This is a genomic window from Pseudomonas sp. PK-RTE-24, from assembly GCF_054052265.1.
In genome coordinates, this window is sequence record NZ_CM133224.1 from 4,299,735 (window position 1) to 4,312,533 (window position 12,799).

Sequence of the window (12,799 nt, forward strand, 5' to 3'; positions counted from 1 at the left end):
TCTGCGCGGCATGAAACTTTTGATACCGGGTAAATACCGATGAGCACGATCCATGATCAGGCAATGAACTATGTCTATCAGCAAGTATTGCAGCGTTTGCTGAGTTTCTTTTCCCGAGCCGAGCGCACGGCATTGCAATTGCTGATACAGCGCCTGGTGGTGGCCGCAGGCGGCATGGAAAACATCGGGCAATTCAAGGTGCTGGTGCCTCAGTCCGGCCTGCGGGACGGCTGCTATACCCTGGCCTTGCTCCGGGCCGCTCAGTTGACCATTGCCGGCCGTGCTCCGGCGACCTTTCAGCTGCGCGTGGCTTCCCTGCGCTGGAATGGCGACAGCCCGCTCGCCCTGCAAAACCTGCATCGCAGCTACAGTGCGCTATTCCTTTATGACGATCCGCGGGTCGAGGTGCTGATGGTGGATAACCGCGAGGTCCTGCCGTTCGACCATCGCACGCCTGTCAGCAATGAAGGGCGCGAGGCCAGCCGGGTCAATCTGCTGCTGGTGGGGCACTGCCGCACCTGGCTTGAAACACCTGAATTATGGGATGACGCCTACCTGGCGACGGCCGAGTACTACAGCCAGATCGCGCGCTGGAACAACGGCGTCGACGCCATGATCAGCACCGAAACCAAAGGCAGTCAGCAGCATTTCCTCGAAGGCCTGAACCGCGCGATGCAGCGAGTGGCAATACCGGCTCCAGGCCTGGTCAATGCCGGATTCGAAACGCTTTTTCCTCTGCTCGACGAGCTCGGTGATGACTTTTACCGGGAACTGCGTGCCGATGATGACCGGACCGTGTGGCGGCCGGAAGGTGAATTCGAAGCCTGCCGGCGCACCAGTTTTATCGACATCAACGACATGATGGTCGGCAAGCTCGAGGACCGCTGGCCGCTGTTGGGCGAGTTTCTCGGTTATGAACCTGATGATCTGGCGCTGTACCAAGGCGAAGCGGTGTTTGCTGATCCTCTGATCTCGGCACACGTGCGAGGGTTGTATGCACGGTTCATCGAAGGGCGCGCCTATGAGGCGGGCATCGACGATTACTTCCGGCACACGCTGGCCGACATGCGGCGAAAGCAGGTTGCCGAAACCGTCTGCGAGCACTTGCTGGCCAGCTACGACAACGCCGGCGGGCCAGAACAACTGCGGATGCTTGCCGAGGATTACCTCAGCAATGGTTTCGGATTGAACGAAACGCAGTTGGCGTGCCTGCTGTTTGCGCCGTTCATCGACAACGGCAAAGGTCTCGAACGCTTCCTGCGCAATTGTCATCCCGGCATGCTGGTCGCCATGCCGGACCTGCACCGCGCCATGCAGGGTCTGCACGCACCTGAGCAGGTGATGAAGTGGCTGACGGAAGTCAGCGGCTTGCCAGTCAGGCTGTTGAACCGCCTGTATGCGATGGGTCCTGTGCAGATTGATGCACCTGCGCAATTCTCCTCGGAGAGTTCGGGTTCGGACGAGGCGCGTTCGGCTGCGCCGTTCGAGCGGTCGACGGAACGCTGACGGTGAGCCAGAGCCTGGATTGTGAACCAATATCTACGGAAATGAGGGTGTGAAGGGCGCGCGGGACAACGACTTTGTTTATCAGGCAGTTTATCGATATCTGACAACGTTGATTGATGCTGCCGGGGGTGGTGCGGCGGTACGCATGCCTTCCTTGCGACAACTGGCGGACCGGCTGAATGTCTCCATCTCAACGGTGCAATACGCCTATTCGCTTCTGGAAAAGGAAGGCCGGGTCTATTCGATCGCCAAGTCAGGGTATTACGCGCAAGCGCAGTTCAGCATGGATGCACCCGGCAACGGCAATGACCTGCTGGAGACCCTGTACGTCAACGCCAGGCGTCCCGGGATGTGTGTGTTGAGTGCTGACGAACCGGCCTCGCTGCAACCGTTGGACAGTCCGTTGCTGACCTCGGAACGTGAGCTTTTGCGTCAATACCCGCGTCAGTTGCAGACATTCGTGCAGCCTTGCGGTGAACTGGAACTGCGGGTTGCGCTGGCGGCGCGGTATACCAGCTCGACAGAGCACTTCTGGCACGCCGATGACATTTATGTCGGGGCTGATCTGCGCGGGGTCCTGGAAATTCTGATTTCGGTGCTTGGATTGCGTCAGGCCACCGTGATTGTCGAATCACCGTGCGACTGGGTCATCCTGCGCCTGCTTGAGTCGTGCGGGGTGCGCGTGATCGAGTGGCCATTGCTTGCCCGAGGCGTGCTCGATCTGTCGTCACTCGAATCACTGCTGAAGAACGAGCCGGTTCGTTTGATCCTGCTGTCTTCCGTACTGAGCATGCCCCAAGGCAACGGTTTCACTCGCGAGTGTCAGCAGGCCACGGCGCAGTTGCTCAATCATCATGGCGTCTGGGTACTGGAAAACGACTGCTACAGCGAGCTTGACGAGCGCAATGATTCGCAGCGTTTGCGCAGTTGGCTCGATCCTGATCGTCTGCTGGTGTTTTCCACTTTCGAGAAATTCATCGGCGCCGAAGCACCATTCGGCTTTGTCTTGTCGCGTCACTGGCGCGAGGAATTGCAGCGCCATTTTCTGCTGCGGGCGTTTCGCTTGTCGCCCATTCGCCAAAAGGCGATTGCGCGGCTGTTGAATGGCGGACGGCTTGATCAGCATTTATTCGTGTTGCGGCGAATGCTGGGTGAGCGGCGAGCCGTGTTGATCCAGACACTGCGCGAACGCCTGGGCGATACCCTGCAGATTGGCGAGCCGCCGGGCGGGGCGACGGTGTGGGTACGTTCGTTACGCCCGGTCGACATGGCAAGCGTCTTTCACCGCCTGCTCAAGCAACAGATCATCGTCGCACCGGGCGAGCTGTTCAGTCTGCAGGGCTTGCATGCGGATCATCTGCGTTTGAGCGCGCTGAACCATGGCGAGCGGGATTTGCCGAGTGTCATCGGCTTGCTCGGCGATGCCTTGCGCCTGTCGCCCGGCCAATAACGTTAAAAAACATCGGGCGAGTTTCGGATACATCCCGTCGCACAGTGGTCAAACTGCCAGTAAACTGCGCTGCATTTCCTGAACCACTCCGATTTCAGAGGTTTTTGCATGACACTCAGTCCTTTTGCGGGCAAACCGGCACCGGCAGAACTGTTGGTCGACATCCCGCGACTGGTTACGGCCTATTACACCGGCCAGCCTGATGCATCGATTTCTACCCAGCGAGTGGCGTTCGGCACGTCCGGCCACCGCGGCAGTTCGTTCGATTTAAGTTTCAACGAATGGCACGTTCTGGCCATCAGCCAGGCGATCTGCCTGTATCGCGAAGCCCAGGGCATCACCGGCCCGCTGTTCGTCGGCATCGACACCCATGCATTGTCGACCCCGGCCGGCGCCAGCGCACTGGAAGTCCTCGCCGCCAATGGCGTCACCGTGATGATCGCCGAAGGCGATGAGTACACGCCGACCCCGGCAGTTTCCCACGCCATTCTCTGCTACAACCGCGGCCGTACCTCCGGCCTGGCTGACGGTATCGTCATCACGCCGTCGCATAACCCGCCACAGAGCGGTGGCTACAAATACAACCCAACCAACGGTGGCCCGGCCGATACCCACATCACCAAGTGGATCGAAGCCAAGGCTAACGAACTGCTGGCGAACAAACTGGCCGGGGTCAAACGCATCAGCTACGAGCAGGCGCTCAAGGCCAGCACGACCCATCGCCACGATTACCTGAACACCTATGTCGCCGACCTGATCAACGTCATCGACTTCGATGCCATCCGCGACGCCAAGCTGCGTCTCGGTGTCGATCCGCTGGGCGGAGCAGGGGTGCGCTATTGGTCGGCCATTGCCGAACACTACCGTCTCGACCTGGAAGTGGTGAATAAACAGGTCGATTCAACGTTCCGTTTCATGACCGTCGACTGGGACGGCCAAATCCGTATGGATCCGTCGTCCAGCCACGCGATGCAGGGCCTGATCGGCCTCAAAGAGCGCTTCGACGTGGCGTTTGCCTGCGACCCGGACCACGACCGCCACGGCATCGTCACGCCGTCCGGTGGTTTGCTCGCGCCGAACAACTATCTGGCGGTATCCATCGACTACCTGTTCCAGAATCGTCCGCAATGGCGCGCTGATGCCGCCGTGGGCAAAACCGTGGTCAGCAGCGGTCTGATCGACCGCGTGGCCAAGCGCCTGGGCCGTCGCCTGTACGAAGTGCCGGTCGGGTTCAAGTGGTTCGCCGACGGTCTGTTCGATGGTTCGCTGGGTTTTGGCGGTGAAGAGAGCGCTGGCGCCTCGTTCCTGCGCAAGGATGGCGGTGTATGGAGCACCGACAAGGACGGTCTGATTCCAGCCTTGCTCGCCGCCGAAATGACGGCGCGCACCGGGCGCGATCCAAGTCAGGCCTACCGAGCGCTGACCGACGAACTGGGCGAGCCGTTCTCGGTACGCGTCGACGCCAAGGCCAACCCTGAGCAGAAGGCACTGCTGAGCAAGCTGGCGCCGGAACAGGTCACCTCGACCGAGCTGGCAGGCGAGAAGATCCAGAGCATCCTCAGCCATGCACCGGGCAACGATCAAGCCATTGGCGGTCTGAAAGTCATGACCGAAAACGGCTGGTTCGCCGCGCGTCCTTCGGGCACTGAAGACATCTACAAGATCTACGCCGAAAGCTTCCTCGGCGACGACCACCTCAAGCAACTGGTGGCCGAGGCGCAAACTTTGGTAGACGGCGCCATTTCCAGCAAATGATGCGCACATGAAAAAGGGCAACCGTAATGGTTGCCCTTTTTTATTGCCTTGCCGATCAAGCCAGGTCGACCAGTACGATCTCGCTGTCCTCGATCGCCGTGACCGTCAGCACTTGCTCATGGGCTACCGCCACACCGTCACGCGCTTGGGCACGCAAGCCATTGACCTCGATCACGCCAGTGGCCGGAACCAGATAGGCGCGCCGTCCTTCATCCAGTCGATATTCTGCGGTTTCACCGGCCTTGATGTTCGCCGCCACCAGGCGCGCATTGGCGCGAATGTGCAGGCTCTCATCGTCGCCGTCCTTGCCGCTGGCCAAGGTGACAAAACCTTCGCGCTCGCCTTTGGGAAACGGCTTGGCTCCCCACGAAGGCGGCGCACCGGTTTCGGTCGGCAGAATCCAGATCTGGAAGATCTTGGTTTCCTTGTCTTCGAGGTTGTACTCGCTGTGGGCGATGCCGGTGCCGGCACTCATCACTTGTACATCACCGGCTTCGGTGCGGCCCTTGTTACCCAAATTGTCCTGGTGCGTGATGGCACCTTCACGCACGTAAGTGATGATTTCCATGTCGCGGTGCGGATGCTGCGGGAAACCGGTGCCTGCAGCGATGATGTCGTCGTTCCACACGCGCAAGTTGCCCCAGCTCATCCGCTGCGGATCGTAGTATTCGGCAAACGAAAAGTGGTGATGCGCGTCCAGCCAGCCATGATGGGCGCCGCCCAGCGAGCTGAAGGGTCTGAGTTCAAGCATGATCGTCTCCTTAAATTAGGTTCGTCAGGGGGCGGGCCCCGTGGTTGATGACGACGATCATCTATCAGGTAAACATCGATAAAAAGCGCAAAAACTGCCGCATCATGATCAGTTTATTTGATGGGAATGTGCCTCGAAATCGTCTTATCCGACTTTCAATTCGTCGCCTAAACCGATGACCTGTAAGCATTTCGCTAGAACTCATCAGCAAATCCAGACACCATAGCCGCCACAGCCTCACACCCTGGAGTCCGTCAGCGTGGCGCAACACACCCCCGATCTTCCCCCTGAACTTCGTCCACTGGCCGAGATGCCCTGGTTCAAGCGTCTGGCCGCGCGATTCTTTGGTCACGGTCTGACCAAGCTGCGCGCGCAGCACCGGGCATCGTGGCTGCACGGGCAAGCTGACGGATTTCGCAGTGGCCACACAGCCGGCGTCGAATATGGTTTCAAGGAGGGCAAGCTTGAGGGTCTGGAGGAAGGCCGCCAGGTTCTGCTGATTCGCGACAGCCGCAACACCGAGCATCGGCCGCCCAGCGTCGATAACCACCTGTTCGATGACTGGCGCCTGCCGCTCACCGCCGAATTGAAAAAACGCATCAAGGCTGACGTCGCTCGTTTGCTCCCGGCCCACGCCCAGCCCAGCGCCGCGCAATGGAAAATGATCTTCAGCGATACGCCGTCCACCTCGGTGGTCGCCGGTGCGGGCGCCGGCAAGTCGACCACATTGGTGCTGCGCATTCTGTTACTCAGCCATTATCTGGGTTTTGAGCTGGATTCGATGACCGTGGTGACCTTCACCCGTGAATCGCGCAAGGACTTCATCAACAAGCTCATCGAAATATTCACGCTGTGGGGTCAGCCGTTGAACCTCAAGCAGGCGCGCGAACTGGTGCGAACCTTCCACTCGCGCATCCTGCCGATGGTTCGCAGCCTGCCGGGTTTCGAGCGCTTGCAGGCCTTCGAGAACCTCAGCGACCGCCCGCAAAGTGGCGCAGAGGAGGTCGACAGCAATCCGTTTGACCTGCGGATCAACGACGCGCAACGACAGCAACTCAATGCCTGCTACCACCGCTTGTTCAACGAGGATGAGCGTTTCCGCCAATTGATCCAGCCGCTGTCCCGCGCGGGTTTGCAATTAAAGGAACTGGATCGCGATCATCCCGATGTGCAGAAACGCATGGCGGTCACCGAACTGGCGGCCAAGCGCGATGAAGAGCTCTGCGATGTGATTGAAGATTTATGGTTTCGTGCAGGGGCGTGGCCCATTAAAGGCATCGAGCCGAATCGGCAGGCCTTCGAAATCAATGGCTCGAAGTTCCACGCTCATGGCTATATTCCCAGCCTAGATGCCTGGGTGGTGCTCGGCTTTGATCCCAGGGAAAACGCCCAGCTGACCCGACCCAACGCCAAGCTGAGTGTCCGTGCAGAGTGGGCGGTCAAGCGCACCCTATTTCAAGCTTTCTGCCGTAAGCCATTGATATGGCTGGATAGTTACGAGTCATCCAGGCGCGTTCTTGCGACGTTGGCCGGAGATGCCAGCGCCGGTCCCGGCTTTGATTACAAGGTCAAAGGCGAGCTGGCATCCGCGCCATTGCTGGACTGTTTTGTCGCCGCGGCGGGCTTCATCGAAAACCTCGGCCTAAATGTGCCGGACGCGGTCAGCCGGATGAGCTTCGCCAAGGACGATCCTGATCGTTTTTTCTTTGAGGCCCTGAGCCTGTTCTGGCGCGCATTTGAAGATCACCTGCTGGATCAGAAACCGCCAGTCATGACCTACAACCGCATGTTCGCGTTGTTCAGCGAACACTCGCCGGAAAACCTCAAGCTGCTCAGCGATGAGTTGCTGCGGCCGATGGCGCATTTGATGATCGACGAATTCCAGGACGTATCGCCGCAGATCGTTTCGTGGATTCGCGCCAGCCTCAATGAAATCCGCAGCCGTGGCCCGGCCATGCACATCGGGCGAGGGGCACAGCGTTCATCGCTGCTGTGTGTCGGTGATGACTGGCAGTCGATTTACGGCTGGCGCGGCAGTTCTCCGAGCTACTTCATGGAGTTCAACAAGGAATTTCCTTCCCCGAGCACCACGAGAGTGATGCTCAGTGACAACTATCGCAGCCATCAGCACATCATCGACGCAGCCGAACACATTGTCCGTGCAGCGCCGGCGATCGCAGGCAAGAAGGCCAAGGCCAGTGGTGAGCCGAAGCCGCTTCACCCGGTCAACGTGCTTGAGCGTGACGATGAAGCGTTGGGGCAGCGTCTGGCCGAGCATTACCGGCGGGGTGATTCAATCCTGATGCTTTATCGAAAAAGCAGCGATAAGTTATTGATTGAGCAGCATATTCAGCCTGTAATTAATGTGGATTCGAGCTTGCCCTATGATGCGCGGCGGCTGAAACAGCTGACCTATCACAGCGCCAAAGGCTTGCAGGCTGATGCGGTATTCCTGCTGGGTGATTGCCAGCATCTGACCAGTTCTCCGTACAAGAACCAGGTGTATCGCATGGCGGGATTGGGCAAAAGTGGCGATAGCGAGCCGTACGACAATGCGCAAAAAGACGAAATCCTGCGCCTTGCCTACGTTGGTATCACGCGCGCCGTCAGCCATTGCTACTGGTACGTCGAACCGCAGGAAACCCAAGCGGTAAACATGCCGAGGGCATCGGATCGAGTTGCCAAGGGCAAGCCGTTCTTCGTCGATCATCGAACCGAGAAGGCCAGCGCCTGATCAATAAAAAAGCCCGCATCGCTGCGGGCTTTTTGTTTTAAATCAGGCGGTTATGCGTAGTTCTTGAGAGATTCCGGAGGAGTGAAAGCTTCCAGCTCATCTTCGATGGCCTCGATGATGCGCTCGACGTCCGCCGCGTTCATCACCGTTGCGCAGGGAATGCCGGCAATGGCGATCATGGTTTCGCCGCTGGCACGATCAAACAGACGGGCGATCAGGCTGCCCGGCGCATCCATCGTCGCCTCGAAACCCATGGGATGAAAATGCCAGCGCATCAGCTGGCAAGCATTTGGAAAGGTGACTTTGCTGAACCCTTTATTCATGGTGTTGCCCGCCTGCTTCATCGAGCGCTTCCTTTTGCTCATGTTAGGTGGGAAGAGCCTTCATTGGCTCAACCAGTGCTTGAGCTTTAAAAGTAGCATCCGTGTGTGAAAAAACTGTGAGTTTTTTCAGTCCGTTTAGCGATTGATTCGCATTTTTTGATGTAAGTCACTGGCTCATCGATTATCGCCAAAACGCCACCATGGATTTTCCATTGAAGCGGCAGAGGAAGTTGGGCAAGCTCGGTTCTTTTTTGCCGAGCCGCTTATGCACGCCGATGACGACGGCCCAGAACAGACCCAGGCCACGGCCGCCACGGTCATGCGCTATCACCTGAGCTGGAAACACCGGGATCTGGACAGCGTCATGGCGCTTTATCACGCCGATATCCAGTACAGCGATTTCTTTCAGAATCGCGTACTCAGACTGGATGAGTTACGCGACTACGTGCGCGTGAGCATGCCGCGAGAATCCGACGAACTGCTCGAGCATTGCGACCGCATCCGGGTGGATGGCAACACCGCGTTCATTCAGTACGAGGTGACCTTGCGTGGCGGCGATGGCCTGGTGTCGTTTCGTTCCAGCGAAGCGATCACGGTCAAGGACGGCCTGATATGGCGCGTCAATGAATACGCCTCGCTGGTGCGTACCCAAACCGACGGCAGTTCGGCACCGAGCCGTCCGGCGGTCAGTCGTCTCGGTCTGTCACCGCGCCAACTGAGCTTCATGGCCGAAGACCTGCAGCAGTATTTCGAAAAGCAGCAGCCCTATCTGGACCCTGAGCTTGACCTGCAACGGGTGGCGAAGGAGTGCGGGTACAGCCGCAATCAGATTTCCTATCTGCTCAATCAGGTACTCGGGCAAAGCTTTTATCGCTACGTCAACCAGGCGCGCCTGCAGCATTTGCTGCGTGCACTGGACAGCGCCGCACCGCCATTGCGCGTCGACGAGCTGGCGTTTGCCGCCGGTTTCAATTCGCTGTCGGCGTTTTACAAATGCTTTCGCGAGCACACCGGTCAGTCGCCCAAAGCCTACGCCAAACAAATTTCTCTGCGGGCACGCGCGCAAGACATCCACTGAAGGCAGCCACTAGGATCGACGCCATCGAAGGTTTTCAGTGGCGGAGTCTGGCATGTCGGCGTGGCGCACGATCAGTTTGTGGATGGATCAGCTCGATGAGCCGCTGCTGGCGCGCCCTGCGTTGGAGCGGGATCTGGATGTCGACGTGGCGATCATCGGCGCCGGTTACACCGGACTGTGGACGGCGTACTACCTGAAAAAACAGGCGCCCGGCCTGGATATCGCCATCATCGAGGCGCAAACCGCCGGGTTCGGTGCGTCCGGACGCAATGGCGGCTGGCTGATGGGGAATTTGCTGGGCGAGGATCGCTTGCTCGCAGGCTTATCGCCGCAGCAACGGCGGGCGTCGTTTGATCTGCTGCACAGCATTCCTGATGAAGTAGAGATCGTCGTTGAACGCGAAGGCATCGACTGCGATTACCGCAAGGGCGGGGTGCTTTATTGTGCTGCGCGCTACCCAGAGCAGGAAACCGTTCTGCGCGATTACCTGAGCAAGCTGCATGCCCAAGGTCTGACTGACGACGATTACCGCTGGCTGAGTCCCGAGCAACTGGCTCAGCAGATCCGCGTAGCCGAGCCCTACGGCGGCATCTTCGCTCCCCATGTCGCGACCATTCACCCGGCGAAACTGGTCCGTGGCCTGGCGCGGACCGTGCAGCAGATGGGCGTGAAAATCTACGAAAACAGCCCGGTTACCCACTGGCAATCCGGCAGTTTGCGCACCGCCAAGGCCAGCGTGCGCAGCCGCTGGATCGTCCCGGCCGTAGAAGGCTATTCGGTGACGTTGCCGCCGCTGGGCCGCTATCAGCTGCCGGTGCAAAGCCTGATCGTCGCCACCGAGCCGCTGTCCGCCGCGACCTGGGACGAAATCGGCCTGAATCGTGGGCAAGCCTTCAGTGAGTTCAGCCGTCAAGTCACCTATGGCCAGCGCAGTGCCGACAACCGCCTGATTTTCGGCGCCCGTGGCGGTTATCAGTTCGCCGGCAAGCTACGCCATGACTTCAACCTCACCCGCGATGAAGTCGAGTTGCGCCGCTATCTGTTCGGCGAACTGTTCCCGCAGCTGAAAAATGTGCAAATCACCCACGCCTGGGGCGGCAACCTCGGCATGTCGCGGAATTTCAAGCCGCACATGCTTTGCGACCGCGGCAACGGCATCGCGCTATCGGGCGGTTATGGCGGGGAGGGCGTCGGTGCCAGCAATCTCGGCGGCCGGACGCTGGCCGATTTGATTCTTGAGCGCGACAGCGAGCTGACCCAACAACCGTGGGTCCTGCCCGACGGTGGCATTCACGCGCTGCGTGCCTGGGAGCCAGAGCCATGCCGCTGGCTCGGCTACAACGCGATCATCAAAAGTTTCGTGCATGAAGACCAGACGCTGGCCAATCCGGCGACCGCGCCCTGGCGGCGCAAGCTCGCCAGCCAAGTCGCCGGGTTCATGGAAGGTTTCATGCACTAAACGCCGTTTCCCTCAACAAACAGGTCACGCCATGAGCATCACCCAATTCAAGAACACCGCCGCGCTCGAACTCGAGGAGTCCAACCCGGTCGCCGTGCCCCTCGGCGAACCTGTCGCAATTGCCTCGACCACCAGCGTCGAGCGCGACAACGGCGTCGAAACCGGCGTCTGGGAATGCACCCCGGGCCGCTGGCGGCGGCAGATCACCGCGCAGGAGTTCTGCCATTTCATTTCCGGGCGCTGCACCTTCACCCCCGACGGTGGTGGCGAAACCCTGCACATACAAGGCGGCGACGCACTGATGTTGCCAGCCAACACGCTCGGGATCTGGGATATCCAGGAAACCGTGCGCAAGAGCTACGTGCTGATTTTCTGATTGTTCGATCCTTTGATTGCCTGCCAACAAAAAAAGCCCATACAGGAATCGCCCCATGATCCAGAAAACCCTCGCATTGGCGCCGCTGCTGCTGGCCGCTTCCGTCAGTCACGCGGCCGAGACGGTCAAGGTCTACAACTGGTCCGACTACATCGCCCCGGACACCACAAAGAATTTCCAGAAAGACACGGGCATCGGCGTGACCTACGACGTCTACGACAGCAACGAAACCCTCGACGGCAAATTGATGACCGGCAAATCCGGTTACGACGTGGTCTTCCCGTCGAACCACTTCATGGCGCGGCAGATTCAGGGTGGGGCGCTGAAGAAACTCGACAAGAGTCAGTTGCCGAACTGGAAGAACCTCAACCCGGCACTGCTCAAAGCCTTGCAGACCAACGACCCGAACAACGAGCACGGTTTCCCTTATCTGTGGGGCAGCACCGGCATCGGCTACAACATCGCCAAGGTCAAAGCGGTGCTGGGCGACGACGCGCCGGTGGATTCCTGGGATCTGATCTTCAAACCCGAATACATGGAAAAACTGCAAAAGTGCGGCGTGGCGATCCTCGATAACGGCCCGGAACTGCTCCCGGCGGCGCTCAACTACCTGGGCCTGCCGCACCACAGCAAGAATCCCGAAGACTACAGAAAAGCCGAAGCTTTGCTGATGAAAGTGCGGCCCTACGTCAGCTACTTCCATTCCTCGAAGTACACCAGTGACCTGGCCAACGGCGACATCTGCGTAGCAGTCGGCTTTTCCGGCGACATCCTGCAAGCGGAGAACCGCGCCAAGGAGGCCAAGAACGGCGTCGAGATCGGTTATGCGATTCCCAAGGAAGGCGCGGCCATCTGGTTCGACATGGTCGCCATGCCCGCCGACGCACCGGACGAAAAGGCCGGCTACGCCTTCATGAATTACCTGCTGCGCCCCGATGTCATGGCGGGCATCACCAACTACGTGCACTACGCCAATGGCAACGAACAGGCGGACACGCTCATCGATCCGGCGATCAAGAACGACACCAAGGTTTACCCGAGCGCGGAAATGATGGGCAAGCTGTTTGCGCTGGAAGCGATGCCGCTGAATATCGACCGGATCCGTACGCGGGTCTGGAACAAGATTCGTACCGGTAGCTGAGTTTTTTCAGGCCAACGTACAAGACCCCTGTGGGAGCGAGCCTGCTCGCGAAGCGGTTTGTCATTCGACTCTTATGTTGACTGGCTTGGCGCCTTCGCGAGCAGGCTCGCTCCCACATTTGTTATTCAATGAATCAGCATAGTTGATATCAAAGCACTGGCACCGCTGACTGAAAGTGTGACTTGCCCAACAAATTCAAACTTAGCGATATTTAATATTTAAATAG

The 12,799-nt window shown here is 58.9% G+C and carries 10 protein-coding genes; 8 read left to right on the forward strand and 2 right to left on the reverse strand.

All coding sequences use genetic code 11. The features are described 5' to 3' along the window. Positions 1-39 precede the first annotated feature (39 nt). The 3 genes from ACV8MC_RS19350 (at position 40) to pgm (ending at position 4,711) form a co-directional block, all read left to right on the forward strand. A complete protein-coding gene (locus ACV8MC_RS19350; protein ID WP_258706752.1) occupies positions 40-1,506 on the forward strand; it encodes a hypothetical protein in 1,467 nt (488 codons plus the stop codon). A gap of 49 nt (positions 1,507-1,555) precedes the next feature. Then, positions 1,556-2,956, forward strand: a complete 1,401-nt coding sequence (locus tag ACV8MC_RS19355) for an aminotransferase-like domain-containing protein (RefSeq protein ID WP_457263037.1) — start codon at positions 1,556-1,558, stop codon at positions 2,954-2,956. 108 nt (positions 2,957-3,064) lie between these two features. Further along, positions 3,065-4,711 (forward strand): phosphoglucomutase (alpha-D-glucose-1,6-bisphosphate-dependent), encoded by a 1,647-nt coding sequence (pgm, locus tag ACV8MC_RS19360; protein ID WP_095180093.1) that lies wholly within the window; start codon positions 3,065-3,067, stop codon positions 4,709-4,711. Between the two features lie 55 nt (positions 4,712-4,766). Here the strand turns inward: pgm and ACV8MC_RS19365 are convergent, their stop codons facing one another. Beyond that, positions 4,767-5,462: a pirin family protein gene (locus tag ACV8MC_RS19365; RefSeq protein WP_016774845.1), complete on the reverse strand. Its 696-nt coding sequence runs from the start codon at positions 5,460-5,462 to the stop codon at positions 4,767-4,769. A gap of 259 nt (positions 5,463-5,721) precedes the next feature. Between ACV8MC_RS19365 and ACV8MC_RS19370 the strand changes: the two genes are divergently transcribed. Next, complete coding sequence (locus ACV8MC_RS19370) at positions 5,722-8,196, forward strand: UvrD-helicase domain-containing protein (protein WP_457263040.1); 2,475 nt, start codon at positions 5,722-5,724, stop codon at positions 8,194-8,196. Positions 8,197-8,246: 50 nt separating this feature from the next. On the opposite strand, the gene ACV8MC_RS19375 is transcribed toward ACV8MC_RS19370, so the two are convergent. Further along, complete coding sequence (locus ACV8MC_RS19375) at positions 8,247-8,519, reverse strand: DUF1652 domain-containing protein (RefSeq protein WP_041480416.1); 273 nt, start codon at positions 8,517-8,519, stop codon at positions 8,247-8,249. A 265-nt stretch (positions 8,520-8,784) separates the two neighbouring features. Between ACV8MC_RS19375 and ACV8MC_RS19380 the strand changes: the two genes are divergently transcribed. The 4 genes from ACV8MC_RS19380 to ACV8MC_RS19395 are packed head-to-tail and all read left to right on the forward strand — an operon-like array spanning position 8,785 to position 12,573. Further along, the gene (locus tag ACV8MC_RS19380) at positions 8,785-9,597 is read left to right on the forward strand and encodes an AraC family transcriptional regulator (protein WP_095180091.1); all 813 of its coding nucleotides are present in this window, start codon (positions 8,785-8,787) and stop codon (positions 9,595-9,597) included. A 52-nt stretch (positions 9,598-9,649) separates the two neighbouring features. Beyond that, positions 9,650-11,056 carry an NAD(P)/FAD-dependent oxidoreductase gene (locus ACV8MC_RS19385; protein ID WP_457263042.1) on the forward strand — a complete coding sequence of 469 codons (1,407 nt, stop codon included), beginning with the start codon at positions 9,650-9,652 and terminating at the stop codon, positions 11,054-11,056. 31 nt (positions 11,057-11,087) lie between these two features. Next, positions 11,088-11,432, forward strand: a complete 345-nt coding sequence (locus ACV8MC_RS19390) for a cupin domain-containing protein (RefSeq protein ID WP_256809967.1) — start codon at positions 11,088-11,090, stop codon at positions 11,430-11,432. A 55-nt stretch (positions 11,433-11,487) separates the two neighbouring features. Continuing rightward, a complete protein-coding gene (locus ACV8MC_RS19395) occupies positions 11,488-12,573 on the forward strand; it encodes a polyamine ABC transporter substrate-binding protein (RefSeq protein WP_457263044.1) in 1,086 nt (361 codons plus the stop codon). Positions 12,574-12,799 lie beyond the last annotated feature (226 nt).

Coding starts and splice junctions, on each gene's coding strand:
- pgm (WP_095180093.1), top strand. CDS start 3,065: ATGACACTCAGTCCTTTTGCGGGCAAACCGGCACCGGCAGAACTGTTG.
- ACV8MC_RS19375 (WP_041480416.1), bottom strand. CDS start 8,519: ATGAATAAAGGGTTCAGCAAAGTCACCTTTCCAAATGCTTGCCAGCTG.
- ACV8MC_RS19365 (WP_016774845.1), bottom strand. CDS start 5,462: ATGCTTGAACTCAGACCCTTCAGCTCGCTGGGCGGCGCCCATCATGGC.
- ACV8MC_RS19380 (WP_095180091.1), top strand. CDS start 8,785: ATGCACGCCGATGACGACGGCCCAGAACAGACCCAGGCCACGGCCGCC.
- ACV8MC_RS19385 (WP_457263042.1), top strand. CDS start 9,650: ATGTCGGCGTGGCGCACGATCAGTTTGTGGATGGATCAGCTCGATGAG.
- ACV8MC_RS19390 (WP_256809967.1), top strand. CDS start 11,088: ATGAGCATCACCCAATTCAAGAACACCGCCGCGCTCGAACTCGAGGAG.
- ACV8MC_RS19350 (WP_258706752.1), top strand. CDS start 40: ATGAGCACGATCCATGATCAGGCAATGAACTATGTCTATCAGCAAGTA.
- ACV8MC_RS19395 (WP_457263044.1), top strand. CDS start 11,488: ATGATCCAGAAAACCCTCGCATTGGCGCCGCTGCTGCTGGCCGCTTCC.